The sequence below is a fragment of the Enterococcus raffinosus genome (assembly GCF_018917525.1).
Lineage (GTDB): Bacteria > Bacillota > Bacilli > Lactobacillales > Enterococcaceae > Enterococcus_A > Enterococcus_A raffinosus_A.
In genome coordinates this window covers 86,835-108,198 of record NZ_JAHLOS010000007.1, presented here as the reverse complement: position 1 = coordinate 108,198, position 21,364 = coordinate 86,835, and the positions used below count along the sequence as shown (strand labels likewise).

Below are 21,364 nucleotides of genomic sequence, written 5' to 3'. Positions count from 1 at the left end.
TTTCAGTAAGAAAGTAGGTGTAATAGATTGGAATCAAGTGAAATCAAAAAAAATAAAGTTGAATATATTGGTTCAAGGGATATAGAGTCCAAAATTTTAAATATTTTCCTTTATCTTTTCCTAGGTTTAATACCTATTATCGATATGATTAATGGATACAACCTTCTGTCTAATACTGGTTTAGGATCACTAATTGGAATAATGTTTCGCCTTGTATCAATAGTTTTTCTATTCTTTCTTATTATTAGAAAAAATAGAATGTCACACTTAATTATTTTATACACGTTCATTCTCTTTCTATTTACCATAGTGAGTATAAATTATTTCAGAAATGGAGATCTAAGAGGCTTTTTGGATGAGATAACTTATGCAACAAAACTTTTGTTGCCTATACTGTATACGTTGGGGATTTCAAATGCCGTGAATAACGGAATTGTGAGTAAAGATATTGTGGATAAGGTGCTAACTTTTTTTTCAATTCTTGTACCATTGACACTGATTCTTCCTATGCTATTTGATGTAGGCTACTCGTCATACGCTCTGGGAGGGGGATACAAGGGATTTTATTACTCAAATAATGAACTCAATATTCTGATGATCAGTATTACAATATTTGCATTTTGGCAATGTGCTATGTACAAAAAGAGAATGTTTATTATTCTGTTCCTTTTAAACTGTGTAACAATGCTGTTAATTGGATCAAAAGCAAGCATATTTTGTATAGTATTATTAGGAGTTGTCTATTTATTAAAAAAAATGAGTGTGAAATCAATTGTCAAAATTTTATTAGCTACGTTATTTGCGAGCGTGTTTGCATCAATATTTTTCTCAAACTTCATTGATGAAATAGTATTTAGGTTTCAATATTATTATAACATCACTAATGGTTCTGAAAATATATTCAATTTTCTATTAAGCAATAGAAATCTTCGAATAGTCCCGGCCATTACTGACATATTCCTTAATAATGAGAATGGATTTTTAAACTTTCTCTTTGGATACGGGCATTATCAGCAATTTGATGCTACTGTATTACAATCAATCATGGAAATGGATTTCATAGATACTCTGATTTGGTATGGAGCGTTGGTTTCTCTTTCTGTATTAGGGTTCTATGTTTACGTGCTAATTTGTGGAATAAAGAAAAAAAATGGTTTTTTATATACTTTTATATATATCATTATTTTTGCTTTCTCTATGATAGCGGGACACGTATTATATTCAGCTTTAGCTGGTGGGATATTCGGAATTATCGGTTCTTGTCTTCTTCAGAAAGAAGACGAAGACAAAAAAAATAATGAAATTAGTAATTTGCAAAACGGTTAAACATAAAAATGTTATTTTCAAAGAAAAAAGTGGTGAAAAGATGAATAAAATTGCGATTTTAACCTTACCTGGGAACTTTAATTATGGCAATAGACTGCAAAATTATGCTTTACAAACAATTATTGAAAACAGAGGATATAAAGTTGAGACCTTAGATATCTCTTTTTCTAGAAAAAGTAAATATAGAAAAATTTTTGATGCCGCAATGAGATGCTGCCAATCTCCCAGTTTAATTAAATTGATGTTTCGTAAAAGAGAATACGGGAGAAATTTTATCGATATGGCAAAATTGAAATCTCCAAAGTTAAAACCATTTACTGAAAAAAAATTGAAAACAAGAATTGTAGAGAAGGAAGATTTAAATAGTATTGGCTCACAATATGATGTTTTTATTTCAGGAAGTGATCAGGTTTGGAATCAATCATCCATGAGTGACTCAACATATTTTCTAGATTTTGTTCCTTATGAAAAGAGATTTTCATACGCGGCAAGTTTTGGGAAGTCAATGATTTTAAGAGCTGACAAAAGATATTTTAAAGAGAATCTAAACGGTATGAGAAAAATTTCTGTTCGAGAAATTCAAGGTGTAAATATCGTTGAAAAATTAACCACCAAGACTGCCCATGTACACGTTGATCCAACAATGTTGGTGACATCTCATGAGTGGAGAGAATTGTCTTTACAAGAGGATCTAAAATGGTTACCTTCAAAAAAATTTGTTTTGGTATATACTTTACGAGGCATGAGTGCATCAAAAAGAGAAGAGCTAAGTGAAATTGTTAAAAAAAATGATTATGAGATTATTTCGATAATGGGCGATTCAATTGATGATAATAGTCAAATTCTTACTGTTATTCAATTTATTCAAGCAATTGATAGAGCAGAACTTGTTATAACGGACTCTTTCCATGGAGCTGTTTTTTCGATTATTTTTAATACACCATTTCAAGTTTTAGAGCGAATGACAGGTAATATGAATTCTAGATTAGACACATTACTAGAAAAATTTAACTTAACTAAAAACTCAAGTAAAGAGAACATGGATCTAGAGAAGGTTCTAGAAACTGATTTTTCTGGAGTAGAATCAATTTTATTAAGTGAAAGGGAAAAATCAGCAGAGTATTTTGATAGTTTTCTTGACAATAAAGGGGACTGGTAATGGATAAGAGTTCTGAACGGAAATTTGCGGTAGTTCTTTCATATGCAAATATTATAATAAAAAATTTGATAGTTTTTCTTTACACGCCGTTTTTATTGAAATATCTTGGACAATCTGAATATGGAATTTATCAGATGACTAATTCTGTTATCATGGGTCTAAGTGTTCTGTCTATGGGTTTTTCGGGCTCGTACGTTAGATTTTATATGAAGTTTAAGAACGCAAAAGAAAGAAAATCTATTAATAGTTTAAATGGAATGTATTTATTATTATTTTTAGGAATGGCACTTTTGAGTCTCTTGATAGGTTCAATACTAGTCGTAAATACAAAAAAATTTTTTGGTGCTTCGTTTACAGGAGAACAAGTTCATCAAACAAAAGTACTAATGGGGATACTAGTCTTAAATATTGCTCTTACATTTCCGTCAACTGTCTTCGACTGCAATATTTTAGCTAATGAAAAGTTGAAATTTCAGCAAGCTAGGCAGGTTGCCCAGACTATTTTAGTACCAATAATCAGTATTCCATTAATAATCTTTGGAGCAGGCTCTGAAGCAATTGTAATCACTCAAACGGGGACTACATTTTTATTGCTAATAATGAATGCAAATTTTGCAATTACCAAATTAAATATGCGTTTTAGCTTTAAATCAATACCAATAGATCTTCTTAAGGAAGTATCTGTATTCTCATTTTTTATATTTTTATCACAAGTAATAGATTTAGTGAATAATAATGTTCCTAGCTTCATTGTTGGAATGTTTCTTGGAGCTAAAGATGTGGCAGTCTATTCTGTAGCATCACAAATAAAAAATCTTTTTTTTATGCTATCTGTAGGACTTTCTGGAGTATATGTTCCTCATATTAATGAATTAGTGAGTTCTGGTACAACAAAGAAAACTTTATTGAATTTAATGATTAAAGTAGGGCGAATGCAACTAATTCTATTGACCTTTATTTTGGGTGGTTTTATTGCGATAGGAAAGTATTTTATCGTCACTTGGGCTGGAAAAGATAATATTCAAGCTTACTATCTTTTGATACTAATGATATTTCCCGTATTAGTACCACTCAGCCAAAATGTAGGTATTGAAATACAAAGAGCTATGAATAAGCATTATTTTAGGTCAATCATCTACTCAATTTTTGCATTAATTAATATTGGTGTGACTGTATTATCAGTAATTAAACTAGGATTAGTAGGATCGATTTTCGGTTATACAATTGCTACGGTATGTGCAAATGGGGTTGCAATGAACTGGTATTATCAGAAAAAAATGGGGTTGGATATGAAAATTTTCTGGAAGAATATCATAAGTGTTTTTGTCCCCTTTGTGATATCTACAAGTATTGTTTTTACATTATCTAATTTTATGAAAAATATTAATATATGGATTTTTATTTTGTTGGGATTAATTTATTCGATACTGTACATAGCTATTTATTTACGAATAAGTGCTACTGATTCGGAATTAAGTAATGTTAAAAATTTGATTAATCATATAAAGAGATAATTTAGTTTAGGGAGAGATACTAGTGGAGAAACATTATACAGATGAAAAAAATGCTCAAATAGTAATAGCACTTCTGAAGAAACATGGAGTTAATCAAGTTATTGCCTCCCCAGGGACAACCAATATACCGATTGTGGGAAGTGTACAAAACGATCCTTTTTTCACCGTATATTCTTCAGTGGATGAAAGATCGGCAGCTTACATGGCCTGTGGGTTAGCTAGGGAAAGTGGAAAACCTGTTGTATTGACATGCACAGGTGCAACGGCATCCAGAAATTATTTGCCAGGTCTTACTGAGGCTTATTACAGTAAGATTCCTGTAATCGCGTTAACATCGCTTAATGATTTACAGGATGTAGGAAATTTGAAACCTCAAAATATCGATAGGAGTCAGTTGCCAAATGATGTTATGAAGTTATCAGTTAATCTTCCAATAGTTAATTCTTCACAGGATTACTGGTTTGTAAATCACCAGGTGAATAGAGCCCTTCTGGAAATGACTAGACATGAAGGCGGACCTGTCCATATTAATTTGAATACAAATTATATGGCAACATTCACCACTAAACAGCTTCCTAAAGTCAATTTTGTTGAAAGATTTTTTTCTCATAGTCAAAACTTACCTCAAATTCCTGTAAATTCTAAAGTTGGTATATTTATTGGTAGACATAAAAAATTTACTAAGGAAGAGGAACTGTTGCTTGATAAATTTTGTGAGCAATACAATGGAGCGGTTTTTGGGGATAGAACAGCTGGATATAATGGGAAGTATCTTTTGAATTCTTCATTAGGTGGTGTAAATTTAACTAGAAAGCACGCTAACTTCTCTAACTATGCACCCACAATGACCATTCATCTTGGTGAGGTCACTGGCGATTACTCTAGTATGGATACTTTCAATAAAAGTAATGGCCCAGTTTGGAGAGTTTCAGAAGATGGTGAATTGAGAGATACTTTCAAGAGACTTAGATATGTATTTGAAATGAATGAGAATGCTTTTTTTAGCAAATATATTAAAGAAGATTACGAAAGTAAGGATATTTCTTTTTTTGAAACTTGGAACCAATATATATCTTCACTACGTAATTCAATCCCAGAGCTGCCGTTTGCTAATTCATGGATTGCACAAAATACTATACCAAAAATCCCCAAAAATTCTTTTGTAAATTTAGGTATTTTGAATTCACTAAGAAATTGGAATTTTTATCCCATAGATTCATCCATCCAAGTTGAGTCTAATGTTGGAGGCTTTGGTATAGATGGATTAATTTCGACTACACTGGGTGCATCTTTAGTTAATGAGAATAAGTTATATTTTGTTGTTTTAGGAGACCTAGCTTTTTTTTATGATGTAAATAGTTTAGGAAATAGACATCTAGGGAAAAATCTAAGAATACTATTAATTAATAATGGGACAGGAACTGAGTTCAGGAATTCTTCTCATATAGGATCGCAGTTTGGAGAGCAATCTGATCAATTTATTGCTGCAGGAGGTCATTTTAGACAAAAATTTAATTTGAATGATAAGAAATCGTCGTTAGCACAGGCATGGTCAACTACTATAGGATTCAACTATTACTCAGCTAGTTCTAAAGATGAATATTTAAATATATTGCCTAAATTCATGGATTCAAGCAGTGATGCTCCCGTGATTTTAGAAGTTTTCACAAATCCGGAAGATGAGTCTGATTCTTTAGAGAAGATGGTTGGATTAGATAAAGAATATTCTTTAAAGGGAAAGGCGTATAATTATTCTGAACGGATTTTACCAAAGGAGAGTTTAAAAAAAATAAGAAGAAGTCTTAAGAGATAGGAGATAGAGATGAGTAGCCTAAAAAAAATGAAAAACCTTTTCTTATCAATGAGACAAAAACAAAAAATACCTATTATAAAAGAGTCAACTAAGGATGATTTATTGAAAGGTAGAACTGCTATAATTACTGGTGGTACGGGAGCGATAGGGCAAGCTATCGCTTCCGCTTTTATAGAAAGTGGTGCTACTGTTTATTTGATAGGTAGAAATACTGATAAGCTAAAAAAAGAGTCAGCTAGACTTGGGAATAGCTGTCACTATTTTCAGATGGACATTACAAATATTAAAATAATGGAGGAGCAGATACCCAAGTTATTAAAAATATCTAATTATAAGATTGATATTCTTGTTAATAGTGCTGGACTACTTACTAGGGAACAATTCGGACATGTTTCTGAAAAAACTTGGGATGACGTTATAGATACAAATTTAAAAGGTACCTTTTTTTTAAGTCAAATGGTTTCAAATGTTTGGATAGAAAAGGGTATAAAAGGAAATATTTTAAATATATCTTCCGGGAGTGGTTTAAAGCCTGGCTGGACTCCATATCAAATTTCGAAAAGGGCTTTAGATTCAGCAACAGTTGGAATGGCTCAATTCTTAATTTCTTATGGTATTGTAGTAAATTCAATAGCTCCTGGTCCAGTTTTTTCAAGCATGCAGGGGTTGTCGGAATCTGATTCTATGGAAAGCATTGATAACCCTACTGGACGATTAATTACACCCATTGAAATTGGAGAGTGGGCAGTTTACATGGTTTCGTCTATTGGACAATATGCTGTCGGAACTAACGTTCACCTAACTGGCGGAAATGGTATATTTCAATTTGAAGATAGATAATAATTTTATTGAATAGTAAATGTCAAAAAATGAGGGTAGATAAAATGTCTGATAGAAAAAAACGTAAGCGTCAAGGTGTCAAACGTACTAGCCGATCAAAGAAGATTTTCTTAACATTGTTAGGACTCTTGCTAACGATCATTCTGGTAATTGTTGGTGTCGGTGCAAAAATGTATCATGATGTAAAGTCTACGGCGGATGGTGCCTATGAGACGGTGAAGCGAAGCGGATCTGAAAAGCGGCAGGTGAATCTGTCTGAGCAGGAGCCTTTTAGTATTTTACTTTTGGGAGTGGATACTGGCGCACTGGGACGAACGGAGCAGGGGCGTTCGGATACAATGATGGTGGCGACGGTGAATCCGTCGACGAGTGAATCGTTATTAATTAGCTTGCCGCGTGATACGTATGCGGAGATCGTTGGACATAATACGCAGGACAAGATCAATCATGCTTATGCTTTTGGCGGCGCTGCGATGTCGATGGATACTGTGGAGAAATTATTGGATATTCCGATCAATCATTACATCACAATCAATATGGAAGGTATTGAAGCCTTAGTGGATGCTGTTGGTGGGATCGAGGTCAATAATCCTTTTGAATTTACGTATGAAGGCACCACTTTTCCTAAAGGTTCTCAGCGGCTTGACGGGGAACTAGCTCTGAAGTATTCTCGCATGCGCTACGATGATCCGAATGGGGACTATGGTCGGCAGGAACGGCAGCGCCAGATTATTACTGGTGTCTCGAAAAAGGTTTTAAGTACGAATGGGTTGACCAACTATCAATCGATTTTGACAACAATGGGTGAGAACGTGAAAACGGATTTGAGTTTCACTGATATGCGGAATTTGATGGGAGACTATCGCGCAGCCTTTGGCAATATCAAATCCGATCAGATGAAGGGCGAAGGATTTATGCAAGATGGTGTATCTTATCAGCGAGTTGATCCTACCGAGTTGAAGCGTGTGCAGGATGAATTGAAAGCACAATTAAAATAGACCTTAGTTTAGAGCTTCGAAACCAGAAAGTGAAGTCGGATGTTGTCTGGGGGCGAAATCGGTAAAAAGATAGGGCTCTCAAAAAGAAAAATCGGCTAATCTTTTATTTAATTGTAGAAAGACTATTTTGATATTTGTAACTGCTTGTTAAGAAGCCGGAAAGTTAACTTTCCGGCTTTTATAATTTTTCAACGAGGTGATTGGCATTCTAGCGATAGATAAATAATTTATTGTATGTTATTAATATTTTCTTGTTAATCAAATTGCATTTTCTTTGCTTGTAAATAAAAAATAAAATGTATTGTCTTTTAAAATGATAAAAAGTATACTTGTATCATCGAAAAATATTATTTTCGATGATTTTTTTGTTTGCCATTTTTTAGTAAAGGAGGTATGTAGATGAAGAAAATTGTAAGTGGGTTCATTGCACTCATTGCGGTGATTTTATTTGTGGGGCCTAGTGCTCAAGCGGATGGTGCGATTACTGCGGATGAGCAAAGAATTTTGTCGGAACTGGACAAAGGTGTAACTGTGGGCGGAAAGACGTTCAATATTGGCGCATCTGAACGTGCGCAGGCAGAGAACTTCTTGAAGCAGAATGATGTGTCTGCGGATAAGGTGAATGTGGTGGTTGAACAGATTCAGAGTGCTCGTGCTTTAGTTGAAGCGTCAGGTCTTGATGTATCAAACATCCATTCGATCGAAGCGTTGATTAAGGCGTTGCCGCTGAACACTAAGAACCAATTGAAGGATATGATCACCAAAGCGGCGAATACACTTGGGCTGACAATTACCTTCTACCCTGGAGGCTATTCTATTACTCAGCCAGGCTCTGGTTCAGCCGGTTCAACAAGCTCAGGCAACACTGTTTACACATCAGGTGGTGCTGTGAAGCAGACAGGCGTGACCTATTTGTCTAGTGCGATTTCCTTCGCAAGCTTACTACTCGTTGCAGCAGGTGCATTTGTAGTGGGACGTAAAAAGTTTGCCTAGGTCTTCAAGCTTGAAGAGGGTTGGAGTGACTTTAGTCGCTCCAATCATCTTTCTGGTTATCGGCTATTCTTTGATTTATGTAATAGGAAAACCTGTCATACAATTTGTCACTTCTTCTATCCAACTGTTTTTATTGACGGATACCCCTAACTTTGAGCCTACGAAACAGTCATTTACGGCTGTGGACAATAAAAAGATCGCAACGAATGCGAAAAATGAACTGCCATCGAGTAAGATTGATTATCCGGTGGGTGGACAGCTGTATGGGAAAGTGAAGATAGAAAAACTGCAATTGAATGTTCCTTTGTATTTTGGAGATACCGAAGAAATTTTGCGTGAAGGCGCGGGACAATTTATGGGTTCTGTTTATCCTGGAGAACTGGGAACATCGTTGATCGGCGGACACAACGTCGATGACTTTGGAAAACTGGGCGCGGCACAGGTTGGCGATGAGATTACTCTTCAAACAACCTACGGAAATTATGTTTATCGCATCAATCAAATTGAAGTACGAGATAAAAAGGATAAAGAGATCAATGACATGATCTATCAGCGCAATGATCGGCGGATCATTATTTATACCTGTTATCCAATCGATAGCTTGGGATTAACCAACGAACGGTTATTTGCCATCGGAGAATTTGTCTCTGGGTCGATGATCAATGGCAATGAGTAATGGTAATTATCAAAAAAACGATCGCAGAACAAGGAGGAAGCAACGACAATGAATCATTTAAAACGAACTATTCCCCGATGGATTTTGGCCTTTATAGGGTCCTTGCTTCTTTTTGCGACGTTGGCTTTGGTGTGTATTCGCATGACATTGTTCAATCAGAACTTTATGATCCAACAGGTTCGCCGGACGGGCTATGTTGAGACGATCAGAAAGGATATGACGGAAAGTATTCAAGACTTAGGTCGGGGGAGTAATATTCCACCTGAAGTCTTGGCGGATGTTGTTCCAAAAGAGGCGGTTTCTTCGAATGTTGAGAATTATATTCGGAGTATTTATCAGGAGGTCCCTTTTGAGCTTCAAGGGGAGAATCTGATTAAAGAAAATATTCTCAAAAATGTCGATCAGTATGCGGAACAGAAGAATTACACGATCGATGGCGCGACACGCACGAATTTGAGTAATTTAGCGGAGAGTGCAACCAAGAATTATTCCTCCTATATTGAGATTCCGTATTTATTGGAGTATGGGAAGAAGGTCATGAGCTTTCGTTCTTCGTTAAATCTGATTTTGATTTTGGTGGCAGTCGCCGCATTGTTTATTTTTCTAGGATTAATCATGATGGTCAAAATGAAGCATCAACGCATGCGCTGGAGCAGTATTGTCTTTTTTGGCGCGGGGCTGATGTTAATCGTCTTGCCAGCAGCGATTTATTTTAGCGGTGTGATCAATCGACTAGGAATTATGTCTGAAGGCTTGTATCGTTTTGTGACGCAATATATTACGGCGTTTGATCTGAGTTTTGTTTTTGCGGGACTGAGTTCGACGGTTCTGGCGATTCTATTGGTGCTTATCAGTGAACGGTTTCGTCGTAAGAAAATACTTAAGGTTCGTTAGTGAGGGGAAAAGTGATGGAAGAGACAATCAGCATAGTAGAATTAATTCAAATTTTAAAGAAGAAGGCATTATTGATCATCATGACCACGATCGCTGGCATTGGTCTGGCAGCTGGGGTCACCTTTTTCATGCTCACTCCGATTTATGATTCAGCGGCGCAGCTGATCGTACAAAATAAGCAGGCCGAGGGAACGGCGACCAATCTGCAAAATGATATCAATGGGAATGTGCTGTTAATCAATACATATAAAGATATGATCAAGGGCGATATCGTGATTGATGCGGTTCAAAAGGAGCTGCAAAAGGAATATCAATACACCTACAGTAATAACGAGCTGAAGGATATCATCGAAGTGGAACAAGCGCAAAATTCTCAAATGTTCCGCATTATCGCGAAATCTCCTGAGCCGCGAAAGGCAGCGACGATCGCTAACGTGACCGCAGGGATTTTCAAGCAAAAGGCGGAAGATGTACTGGAGGTTAGCAAGGTGACGATCACTTCAAAGGGCGTCGTTCCATCAAAAGCGATCTTTCCTAATAACAAACTGAATCTACTGATCGGTGCAGTCGTAGGGATGATGCTTGGTATCGGATTAGCGTTCTTGATCGAATTGCTGGATAAAACGGTCAAAGATGATCGGTTTATTGCTGAATCATTAGGGCTGCCGATTTTAGGGCAGGTATCTGAAATCAGTAAAAAGGATCTGTTCGAAAACCGCGGCGTGATTGTAAAAACACCGGAAGAGACTCAGAGGAAAGGGGCTCGCACAGTCAGTTCACGGAAACGCAAGCGTGTGTAGAAAACGATATTATTGAGAATTAGGAGAAGATAATAGATGGCGAAAAGAAAACAAATGATCAATCCGGTTGATTTGATTGCTTCGATCAACCCTTTTTCTACAGCAGCAGAGCAATACCGTAAAATTCGGACAAATATCGAGTTTTCTTCAGCGGACAAAAAAATTAAATCATTGGTCATTACTTCGTCAGGCCCCTCAGAAGGAAAATCGACGACGGCGGCCAATTTAGCGATCGTTTTTGCCAATACGGGAAGCCGTGTGCTATTAGTGGATGCGGACTTACGACGACCAAGTGTGGCGTTGAGCTTTAAGGTTCCTAATGTGAATGGCTTGAGTAATTACTTGACTGAAGGCAATTCATCCAGCGGAAGCTTTCATAAAGAGAGCACCTATCTGACACAGGGGAGCACGGCGCTTGATAATCGGTTGATTGAAACTAGTACAGAGAATTTGTATATCATGCCAAGCGGCCCGACTCCGCCGAACCCTTCTGAGCTGTTGCGATCACAAAAGATGCAGGACCTGGTAGAGGTGTTGGAGGAATCGTTTGATTTAGTGATTTTTGATATGCCGCCGGTGGTGACGGTGACGGATGCGCAAATTTTATCTGCCTATGTGGATGGGACGATCCTAGTGATTCGAGAACGAGCGACCAAGAAGCAAGCCGTGTTGGAAGCGAAAAAAATGCTGGACATGGTTCAGGCGAAAATCATCGGGGTCATTTACAACGGGAAGAAACAAGGTGACGACTCCTATTATTATTACGGTGCGGAAGGAACTAAGTGAGCAATAAATGATCGATCTACATAGTCATGTCCTGCCTGGGGTGGATGATGGCGCACAAAATCTAGAGGATAGTTTGGAAATGATTCGCAAGGCGATTAGTCAGGGAATCACTCATCTGATGTGTACGCCCCATCACAACAACGGAAAATATCACAATCCAGCAGACAAGATCATTCAACAGGTGGAAGCTTTACAAAAAGAAATTGACCAGCGGGGATTGAAGCTGACCTTGCTGGAAGGACAAGAAGTTCGGTTAACGGAATATCTCCTGATGGAAATCGAGCGTGGAGAACTTTTATTTACGGATTTAGATAATATCTATTTATTAGTGGAATTGCCGACAAATGAGGTTCCGTTATATGCGGAGGAAGTCTTTTATCATTTGTTGAAGCAAGGACATGTTCCGGTAATTGTTCATCCTGAAAGGAACACCGTTTTTCGCAGAGACCCCAATCGCCTACTGCCATTTCTTGAAATGGGGGTGCTAACACAACTGACGGCCCCCAGTATCGTAGGTGTCTTCGGAGATGAAATCCAGCGAACAGCTAAACAAATGCTGGAGCACCAGATGCTGTATATGGTCGCTTCTGATGCTCATAGTTTGCGGCATCGGAATTTTTACATGAAGGAAGCCTACAAGGTGATCCAAAAAGTTGGCGGGAAAAAGATGGTGGCGGATATGCAGCAAATGGCTAGGGATTTGGTGAATGGTGATCCAGTCGTGCGGCCGAAGTATCAAGCGATAAAGGAAGTGCGAGTTAGCTTTTTAGGAATGAATAGTATCTTTAGAATCTAATAGTAATGAAAAACAGGACTGTGGTTAATAAGAATCACAGTCTTATTTGTTTGTAGAGATGGAATATTATTCAAAAAAGAACAAAAAGTCTAAGAAATATGGCGTTTAATTGTATAGTAAATCCCAATTCTATTTAATGAGGTGGTGCAATTAGTTATTTATAAGTTGATTTGATGATAACTATTATATTTCCCTATAGCTATACTAAATCGAGATAGTTAGGTATAGCATAAAGACATCTTTCCAATTTGAAAAGATGTCTTTATATTTTTTTATGAATTATTGAAATTTAAAGTATTTCTATTTTTGAGATTTTTTTCTTAGTCTTGTAAAAAACTAGAAACATCAATAACTAAACAGTTCTAAATAACTTATTTGTTTAATATATCAATATCATTTCACAGATCAATTATATATTATTGATTATTAATAATCAATATAATTCATAAAAATAATTATTTGTAAGAGAGGAGATTGTGGTTATCAAATAATCGTTTTTTTTAAAGAGAGTTAGAGATGATATTTCAAAAAAATACGCCGTCTGTTAAGCCGTCAAATAGGAGGAAATTTTACATGCGTAAAGGTGAGAATATTTATCTGAGAAAAGATGGCCGTTGGGAAGGAAGATACCCAAAAGGTCGAAAACTTAGTGGGAGGATAAAGTATGGATATATATATGGAAAAAACTATAGTGAAGTCAAGCAGAAATTATACCCTCTTCGTCTTAAATATCAATCGTTGCAGCAAATTCAAGGATCCTCTGCCGAAACTTTTGAAGAATGGACGATTGAATGGTTCAATGAGGTACAAAATGAGGTAAAACCATCTACATTTTCCAGTTACTACTATAAATTATGCACATATGTTTTTCCGATAATCAGAGATATTTCTTTAAATGAGCTCTCGATTGAGACAGGAAAAAAATTGCTAGCAGATTTGCAAAAGAAATTGTCGAACTCTACAATTCAAGTTATTTTCCGGATACTAAATAAATGTCTTAATCATGCCAAAAAGCTTGGGAAAATCAATGTTAATCCTTTTTCTGAACTAAAAATTCCAAAGAAGAAACAGCGGAAAATTCGAGCGTTATCTTTGTCTGAACAAAAGAATGTAATGGCGATTGCTGCAAAAGAAAAGAAGGGATATGGCATCCCAGCATTATTAGCCTTGTATTCAGGGATGCGCATTGGTGAAATAGCTGCATTGAAATGGTCTGATATAGATTTTGATGCAAACTTAATTAATGTTAGTCATACTTACCAAAGGATCCCAATTATAGATAAACAGAGAAAAACGCAATTAGTTCTGACAGACTCGAAGACAGACGCATCTGTTCGAATAATTCCAATGAGCAAGACGTTAAAAAAACTATTATTAACTCATCGTAAACACTCAAAAGGTGCTTTTGTCTTCTCTACAAATGGTCAACCTTGTGAACCGCGCTTACTCACTTACCATTTTCATCAAATTCGGAGGAAAGCGGGTTTGTTACACATTCATTTTCATCAACTACGCCACACTTTTGCAACGCGTTGCTTGGAAGCGAACAAGGATATTCCATCGGTAAGTGCAATCTTAGGGCATGCATCGACTCAAATGACTTTAGATACATATGTAGATGCAATGCTGGAGCAACGCTATCAAGTAATTGATGATTTGGATTGCTTTATAAGTTAATTTTTTTTAGAAATAGAATTTTCGGGTATTCTTTTTTTAATCCCTGAGTAAGCGCTTACTTTGGGTGGCAGTTTTCTGTGCAGATGGTTTTCTATTCATGAAAATTGATTTTTTTCTGGTAATCACATGAGAGTAGGTTTTCAAAAAAAGAATAAGCCGTCATTCATCGTCAAAAGGTTTGAAGATTCCTTGAAATATAGGTATCTTCAGACTTTTTCTAGTTTTTTACAAGACTAGGCAAAAAATGTGTTCTAGATAAAGTAGGAACTAGAAAAAAGAAACAAATCAAATTAACTTATTGCAAACTTTGAAAGGAGGTATGTTTATCGAGGGACGGACATACTAATTTCTTATTAATTCCCAATACCCAAAGAGAAAAAGGAATCTCATTCAGGTATTGGAAAAAATAAATAATTGAGAAAATGGCGGCTACCTCTTCTCACTTATTTATTTTAGCTAATTTGGGAGTAAAAAACAAAAAGTAAAGGAGTTTATTTATGAAGAATAAGAAAAAATGGATAAGTAAAGCAGCATTGACTTTGGGTGTATTAACAATGTTAGGATCAACAGGCGCTGGATTAGGCTCGATCGCTTATGCGGATAAACCAGATCAAAACATCAGTGCGAATGCAGTATCTGATAATACATCAAAACGGTCGATTACAATTTGGAAGTATGAGATACACAGTGCATCAGAATTGGGAGGACGTGGAGACGGAGAATCGTTAGACCCTTCAGTAGCACCAGATTTGACTGGAAAAAAAGTTATGCAAGATGTCAATTTTGAAATTGTTCGTGTCATTCCTAATACAGGAGTAGATTTGACTGATCCTTTAACGCAAAAAGAAACGACTCATTACACAATTGATCCAACGTTTACTAAACAAACAGGAAAGACTGCCGCAGACGGAAGTTTGACATTTGATGTAGGAACCGGTAAAGCAGCTGATGGTATTTATTTAGTACGAGAAATTACCGACAGTAGTGGTAAATACACGTATACAGATCCAAGTACAGGTGAAACTGACCTTGAAATCAATAAACCGATGGACCCATTCTTTGTTTGGTTACCGCAAACAAAACGCGATGACACGTCTAAGTTAATCTATGATGTGCATGTTCATCCAAAGAATATTGTAACAAATACCGATTTAGACAAGACAATTGAAGGTGGTAAAGGCTATTCAATTAAAGCAGGTCAAGATTTCCAATGGGAAGCAACGACGGCCTTGCCTGATGGATTGTATAACCAAATCACAAAGGAAATGACGATTACAGATGTTCTTGATCCTACAACTGGAACAAAATCAGATTTGGTTATTACTGGTAGTATGCTGCCATATGATTTATACGCGAACTACTTTACAGTAACCGATACTTTGAATAAAGATTTGAAATTAAAGGATATTGAAGTACAAGTATTAGACAAAGATGGAACAACTTGGAAAACGTTGACTATTGGCACTGACTTTACTGTTAAGTTAGACGGTACAGCAGTAGCTGCTCATCCTGTCACAGATATGACTGTTGGGGCTGCTAAAAAAGTGGAAGTCGATTTGACTCAAGCGGGAATGAAGAAAGTAACAAATGATAAAGATACACATATTCGTGTTGTTTATAAGACTACCGTAGAAGAAGATTTCAACGGACCAATCTCTAATGAATACGATGTTGATTACTTGATTCCTGGTCAAGATCCTGTGACTGATACCAGTGACAAACCAGAATATTACAATGGTGGATTTGATATTAAAAAGACTGATAAAGCCGGAGCAGATTTGTCAGGTGCAGAATTCCATATTGCACTAACTGAAGCAGATGCAAAAGATAATATTTTCTTAGCAAGTGATGGCAAAACGTATAGAAAAACAGCTGGACCGGGCGGAACACCAGCAGCTGATACGTTACCAACTGGTGTGACTTATTTAACTTCTACCTCAGATGCAACAGGTAAAGCTCATTTTGATGGTTTGAAATTAGAGTGGTTTACAGATACAGATGGAGATGAAGAACAGGATCCTTCTAATACAGCGGAAGCAACTTGGCCAAAAGTTGATCCTGGTGACGGTACGCCATTTATTTCTAAAGAATATTGGGTAGTGGAAACAAAATCACCATCTGGGTATGAATTGTTGAAAACTCCGCAAAAAGTAATTGTTACATTGGATACACATGATAATTCTGCACCAGAACTTGAAGTGGTCAATGAACCTAAAACCAACTTACCATTCACTGGTGGCACTGGAACAATGTTACTAGTAATTATCGCAATCGGAGCTATCACTATTGGTACAGCAGCAATCGCAATTGATAAAAAACGTCGCGCCGTGTAATGGAGACGACAGAAAGGATGGGTAAGTTATGCAAAAGACGAGATTGATTAAAAAAATCGCGATCGTTCTTCCCATCATTTTCCTATTAGGAGTAGCTGCATTTTTAGCTGCTCCTTATGGGGGGCTTTTGAAAGCTGATGACACGGCTCACACAGTAGTAAAGATTTATCACGATAAAGACGATATTACAGATGGTTCTTTCCAAACGAAAGAATCATCTGTGGTATTAGATATTAAATCTGATGAAAATCAATTAGTTCAATTCTCTGAGTTGGATTTCTTGGCAGTTTCCTCTAAACAAGAAGATCTTTCGGTCAAGCAAGTTACCGAGGCGGATTTCAATGCCAAAGAAATACTTGCGACAATAGAAGAGTCCAAAGAAGAATCTAGCGATAAGACAATTAAGGATGAATTATTTCAAGTTGTTAATGATGAAGGGAAAGTTACAGGCTCATATTTACAGATAGTTAAAGGCTCCACTGTAAAGTTACTTTTTGAGAAAAAGGTAAGTGGCAATATAGAAGCACTATTAACTTCTGTTAAGGAATCAAAGAAACAGAAGCTGTTTCAATTTACCGAAAAGAAGAAAACAAAAGAAGATATTAACTTACCTACTTATGAAGAAATAGAAAAGAAAAATTTTACAGCAAAAGATTCTTTTAAACCGATCGCATTTAGGGGAGAAATTCCTGATTTGGCGAAAGAAACCTTTAAATCGACGAAATCGTCACCTGCTGTCAAAGTAACAGGACTACATCTTAGTGAACTAGATGGTACGCCAGATAAATCTGGTAAATTTGATCCTGACAATTCGCCTGGATACGATAAGGATCAAACGAACAAAATCGTAAGAAGTTATGATTCACTTACGTATAAGCTGGCTTTCTCAATGGAGAGTACCGATCCTACAACGAACTATACCAATATCAAATATCGAGTAGATATGGAACTTCCAGATGCTTATACCATTGACGGTAGCGGAGAAGAAAGATTTAACGCCGCTGTAATGTCAGGAATGGATGATTTTGGAGAGTTGATAGATGATACGGCAAGCTCGAAGAAATCAGTAGGCTATGTAGAAGATGTACTGAGAGAACCGGGAAATAGTAATATTATCATCCCGATGATTGTCAATGTGTTTGGAGCGAAACATGGACACACACTTCAACCAAAGATTAAATTAACGATCATAAGTGCTGAAAATGAAAAAACTGGTGAAATTGTTACTATAGATAAGGAGTATACCTCTAGCGATCCAGAGACAGCGGCTCTAGCGACTTCCGTTATGACCGTGTCGGCTAAAGCATCAATCACGCCAACACTGTATTCTGGCGGGAAAATTGCGCATAATGCGTTTTTAAAAGGAACTTCTGCAAAAGATGAGAATTGGGATGCGATTGGATTAGGTGTTACTTTGACACTTAATCCATTATCTGGACGAGATTCAGATGATTTTCGGGGTTCAACATTCCCGAGTGGTCCGGTAACATACCAAATTGATTCAAATTCGAGTTATTTACCAGACGGATTGATGGTGAAACCACCTGCGACTGAAGTAACACGGATCCCTGTACCTATCGGAACGGGGATGTATGATCCTAAACCTGTTGTTCCTATTGCGCATTCTCCAGCAACGACGAGTCAGACACCGACTGATTGGAACTGGATCAAATATAATTCTGCAGGGAATTCATTAGCCTTCACCGCAAGCTTAATCGATATGGCTATTCCTAAAGGAAACTCTGGAAAAATTTATACTGAAGAACCGTCTAGTTCGATTGACAAAAAACAAGTTGGTGTATATAAAACTGGTAATAACGTCATGGCTACTAGCGGGGATTCCTTCACCGTGACTAATACAGGGTATTCTCCCTTGCACAATCCTTACACCTATACGATGCGGGGCGGAAAAATCGGCGCTAACCAGAAAATTTTCTCAAGTACAAGTATGGTTGTTGAATGGTCGAAGGAACATCTAGCAGGCAGAGCGGCAGGGGGATATGAGACTACTATAAATATCTCAAGTATTTCCTATGAAGGGAATACTTACTCGACGGATTCTAAGCAGACCTTTTATGCTGGTAAAGAAATATCTGGTGCTTATGTAACAGGTGTCGGTGTTGTACGGATACCTGAAGGGGAAACACCAAAGGCATATGATAGTGCTGGCAGTACTCATAGAGCGATGAAGGGAGATGGGAAGATTGAACCTGGTGCGAGTGATGTGTATCTGGGGAATATTGCATATGCGAACCCTCTCGAAGTAAGAAAAGTATTTACTTATTTGAGATGGAACCCAAAATCCTTTAAGTATGATAAAAGTCGAGAGCTGCAGCTTGATCCAGAAACAACAGCAGGGTATGTAGATAAAGCCCAGACTGAATATGGTGTGAAAAAATCAGCAGGGACGCCAATTACTCTTACGAGACATACACGATCCAGTTTAGAGAGTGAATACGATTGGTTTCCGACAGTCGCTGCTGCCCAGAGTCATGGGGATATCGGAGCGGTCAAAGTAGTTTCTATTAAAGCAGCAGAGTCAGACTATTCATTCATGTTCCGGGCGCCAGTACAAGTTATTGGGAAGTCTGGAGCGACAGATAGTAGTGGAAACCCTCATGTTTTGACAATGGATTCTTATTCTTATGATAAGGATGACAAACTACTCAATCAGTATCCTAATATTGGCGATACCTATTATCCATCTACTTTTGATTCGGATGGAAATCTCGTGACCAGCCATACGGGTGATGGTTATCATGGTGACACGATTTTCATTAAAGAGTTGGGGATTGAAACAACGACAGCTCCTAAAAAGAAAATCTATAAAACCAATGAGAAAGTCAAATGGAAAGTTACTGGAGAAATTCATTCCAACACTGATAAGGAACATACGATCCGATTGACAACGACACTACCGAATGGACTAAGCTATGATGATGGTTCAGCAGTGGACAACTTTGGTAATAAACCGGATCCATCTGATCCTTCTACTACGATCAAGGAGACCGTTACGGTCAATCCAGATGGAACGACTACGATCGTTTGGGAGCTGACGGGGCGTAATCCGACCAAAGGACATCTGGCGGAAGTCGAATTTACCACATCTCCCGTATTGAAAAATTTAACCTTTAATTCCGCCCTAGTGGCTGAACAAACTGTCAAGACGGTCGGAGAGATCTGGTTGACCGAAGATCCTAGTCGAAGAGATGACAAGGACGAAGAGTTCCGTAGTTCTAGTGGAAAAGTTCAGTTGACGCAGAGTCAGCAGGTCATATTGAAGAAGAGTGTAGATAAAGAGGAAATTGAGGTCGGTGATAACGACCCGGCGAATCCATCCTTAAGTACGGATATCACCTATACACTCAATCTTACAAATAATAGCTCTGAGAAATTACTAGAAATGAAGTTGTTAGATGTTTTACCTTACAATGGAGATGATTATGGTAGTCATTTTACTGGGGATTACACCATTAAAAAGGTAGAAATTGTTAAGGGAGACGCAACTATTCACTATTTGGAGACAATTCCTAGCAAATTAGAAAGAACGAATCCCAAAGATATTACATTATCCTCATGGTCTACTTATAAACCAGGTGTAGATAGCGCTACGAAGATAAAGGATGCGAAAGCTTTTGTATTCCAAAAAGATGAGATGCTAATCGAGGAGAAGCTGACTGTTAAGATTACAATCTCTCCAATAGGTCAAGTAGCTGGCGATTTGTACAAAAATAGAGCGTCTATGAACACTAAATTAGATTTGCCGATTAAGAGTAATGAAGTAGAAACCACGGTATATAGTCGAGATCTTAGTGGGTATGTCTGGTATGACGATGATTACGATGGCTTAATTGGGAATAAATCAGATGGTTCTCCAGAAGATCCTGTTGGAGATATCGAGGTGAAGCTTTACCGAACAAGTTTAGAGAATCCTAGTTATACAGACAAACTGGTTAAAGAGGACTTACTTGGTAATTCATTGATTGATGGTTCTGGAAATTCGACTATCAAGACCGATGTGAATGGTAAATATAAGTTTGAGAATCTTCCAGAAGGGGAATATGTTGCCGAGTTTGTGGTAGGTGATCTGGTGCTTGTCAAAAAAATTGTCATTGTAACGAAAAAAGAAGTCGGCTCAGATCCAAGCAAAAATTCGAAAGCGGATCCTAGTGATTTTAAGACCGATAAATATACGCAACATGAATTAAAAGATTTGCCGAAGGAATGTGACCCAGGCGACAATGTTTTTCATGTGAATCACGTCAATGCAGGGTTAACGCGACTATCAAAGATCCGCCTCTTCAAATACGAAGAAGGTACCGTTATTGATGCCAATAACGATGGAACATTGAGTGCCGCAGAAATTGAGGCGGTAACAACTCATGCATTAGCGGGAGCTGAATTCCAGTTGTATAAAGGAAACAGCACCGCGGATGCGGATAAGATTGGTACGCCAGTAAAGACTGGTGCTGATGGCTGGCTGGAGTTTGGTGGCCTACCACCGGGTGACTACACCATTGTTGAGACCAAAGCTCCTGATGGTTTTGAACTGCTGAAGGAACCGATCAAGGTAACAGTGCCGACATATAACTTCATCGCGATCGTCCACGTACCGGATAAAGGTCAAACGAAACTACCATTTACCGGTGGGACCAAAGCCTTGCGGATTATTCTTATCGCGGCTGCTGCGTTATTCGTAACTGGTATGGCCGGAGTATTCCTACATTTTCGACCGATCAAAGTAAAGGGAGGAAAATAA

General features: G+C 37.4%; 15 protein-coding genes. All 15 read left to right on the top strand.

Annotated features, from left to right (window positions below):
• Positions 1 to 27: 27 nt before the first annotated feature.
• The 15 genes from KQI58_RS07170 (at position 28) to KQI58_RS07100 (ending at position 21,364) form a co-directional block, all read left to right on the top strand.
• Positions 28 to 1,326, top strand: coding sequence for an O-antigen ligase family protein (locus KQI58_RS07170; RefSeq protein WP_216407785.1), 1,299 nt, complete (start codon positions 28 to 30; stop codon positions 1,324 to 1,326).
• On the top strand, positions 1,298 to 2,485 hold the full coding sequence (locus KQI58_RS07165; RefSeq protein WP_253295821.1) for a polysaccharide pyruvyl transferase family protein: 1,188 nt from the start codon (positions 1,298 to 1,300) through the stop codon (positions 2,483 to 2,485). The genes KQI58_RS07170 and KQI58_RS07165 overlap by 29 nt, the downstream gene beginning before the upstream one ends.
• The gene (locus KQI58_RS07160) at positions 2,485 to 3,999 is read left to right on the top strand and encodes a lipopolysaccharide biosynthesis protein (protein WP_216407783.1); all 1,515 of its coding nucleotides are present in this window, start codon (positions 2,485 to 2,487) and stop codon (positions 3,997 to 3,999) included. The genes KQI58_RS07165 and KQI58_RS07160 overlap by 1 nt, the downstream gene beginning before the upstream one ends.
• A 22-nt stretch (positions 4,000 to 4,021) precedes the next feature.
• Positions 4,022 to 5,812 (top strand): thiamine pyrophosphate-binding protein, encoded by a 1,791-nt coding sequence (locus KQI58_RS07155; protein WP_216407781.1) that lies wholly within the window; start codon positions 4,022 to 4,024, stop codon positions 5,810 to 5,812.
• A 9-nt stretch (positions 5,813 to 5,821) separates the two neighbouring features.
• Positions 5,822 to 6,652, top strand: coding sequence for an SDR family NAD(P)-dependent oxidoreductase (locus KQI58_RS07150; protein ID WP_216407779.1), 831 nt, complete (start codon positions 5,822 to 5,824; stop codon positions 6,650 to 6,652).
• Between the two features lie 44 nt (positions 6,653 to 6,696).
• Positions 6,697 to 7,650 carry an LCP family glycopolymer transferase gene (locus KQI58_RS07145; protein WP_216407777.1) on the top strand — a complete coding sequence of 318 codons (954 nt, stop codon included), beginning with the start codon at positions 6,697 to 6,699 and terminating at the stop codon, positions 7,648 to 7,650.
• A gap of 399 nt (positions 7,651 to 8,049) precedes the next feature.
• On the top strand, positions 8,050 to 8,643 hold the full coding sequence (locus KQI58_RS07140; RefSeq protein WP_216407775.1) for a hypothetical protein: 594 nt from the start codon (positions 8,050 to 8,052) through the stop codon (positions 8,641 to 8,643).
• A gap of 25 nt (positions 8,644 to 8,668) precedes the next feature.
• Entirely contained in the window at positions 8,669 to 9,319 is a 651-nt protein-coding gene (locus KQI58_RS07135) for a class D sortase (protein ID WP_216407773.1), read from the top strand.
• Positions 9,320 to 9,367: 48 nt separating this feature from the next.
• Complete coding sequence (locus tag KQI58_RS07130; protein WP_216407771.1) at positions 9,368 to 10,213, top strand: hypothetical protein; 846 nt, start codon at positions 9,368 to 9,370, stop codon at positions 10,211 to 10,213.
• 14 nt (positions 10,214 to 10,227) lie between these two features.
• Complete coding sequence (locus tag KQI58_RS07125; RefSeq protein ID WP_216407769.1) at positions 10,228 to 11,013, top strand: YveK family protein; 786 nt, start codon at positions 10,228 to 10,230, stop codon at positions 11,011 to 11,013.
• Positions 11,014 to 11,049: 36 nt separating this feature from the next.
• Positions 11,050 to 11,799, top strand: a complete 750-nt coding sequence (locus tag KQI58_RS07120) for a CpsD/CapB family tyrosine-protein kinase (RefSeq protein WP_216407768.1) — start codon at positions 11,050 to 11,052, stop codon at positions 11,797 to 11,799.
• Between the two features lie 7 nt (positions 11,800 to 11,806).
• Complete coding sequence (locus tag KQI58_RS07115; RefSeq protein ID WP_216407766.1) at positions 11,807 to 12,595, top strand: tyrosine-protein phosphatase; 789 nt, start codon at positions 11,807 to 11,809, stop codon at positions 12,593 to 12,595.
• Positions 12,596 to 13,168: 573 nt separating this feature from the next.
• Complete coding sequence (locus KQI58_RS07110) at positions 13,169 to 14,272, top strand: tyrosine-type recombinase/integrase (protein WP_216407764.1); 1,104 nt, start codon at positions 13,169 to 13,171, stop codon at positions 14,270 to 14,272.
• A 497-nt stretch (positions 14,273 to 14,769) separates the two neighbouring features.
• Entirely contained in the window at positions 14,770 to 16,605 is a 1,836-nt protein-coding gene (locus KQI58_RS07105) for a SpaH/EbpB family LPXTG-anchored major pilin (protein ID WP_216407762.1), read from the top strand.
• A gap of 28 nt (positions 16,606 to 16,633) precedes the next feature.
• A complete protein-coding gene (locus KQI58_RS07100) occupies positions 16,634 to 21,364 on the top strand; it encodes a SpaA isopeptide-forming pilin-related protein (RefSeq protein ID WP_216407760.1) in 4,731 nt (1,576 codons plus the stop codon).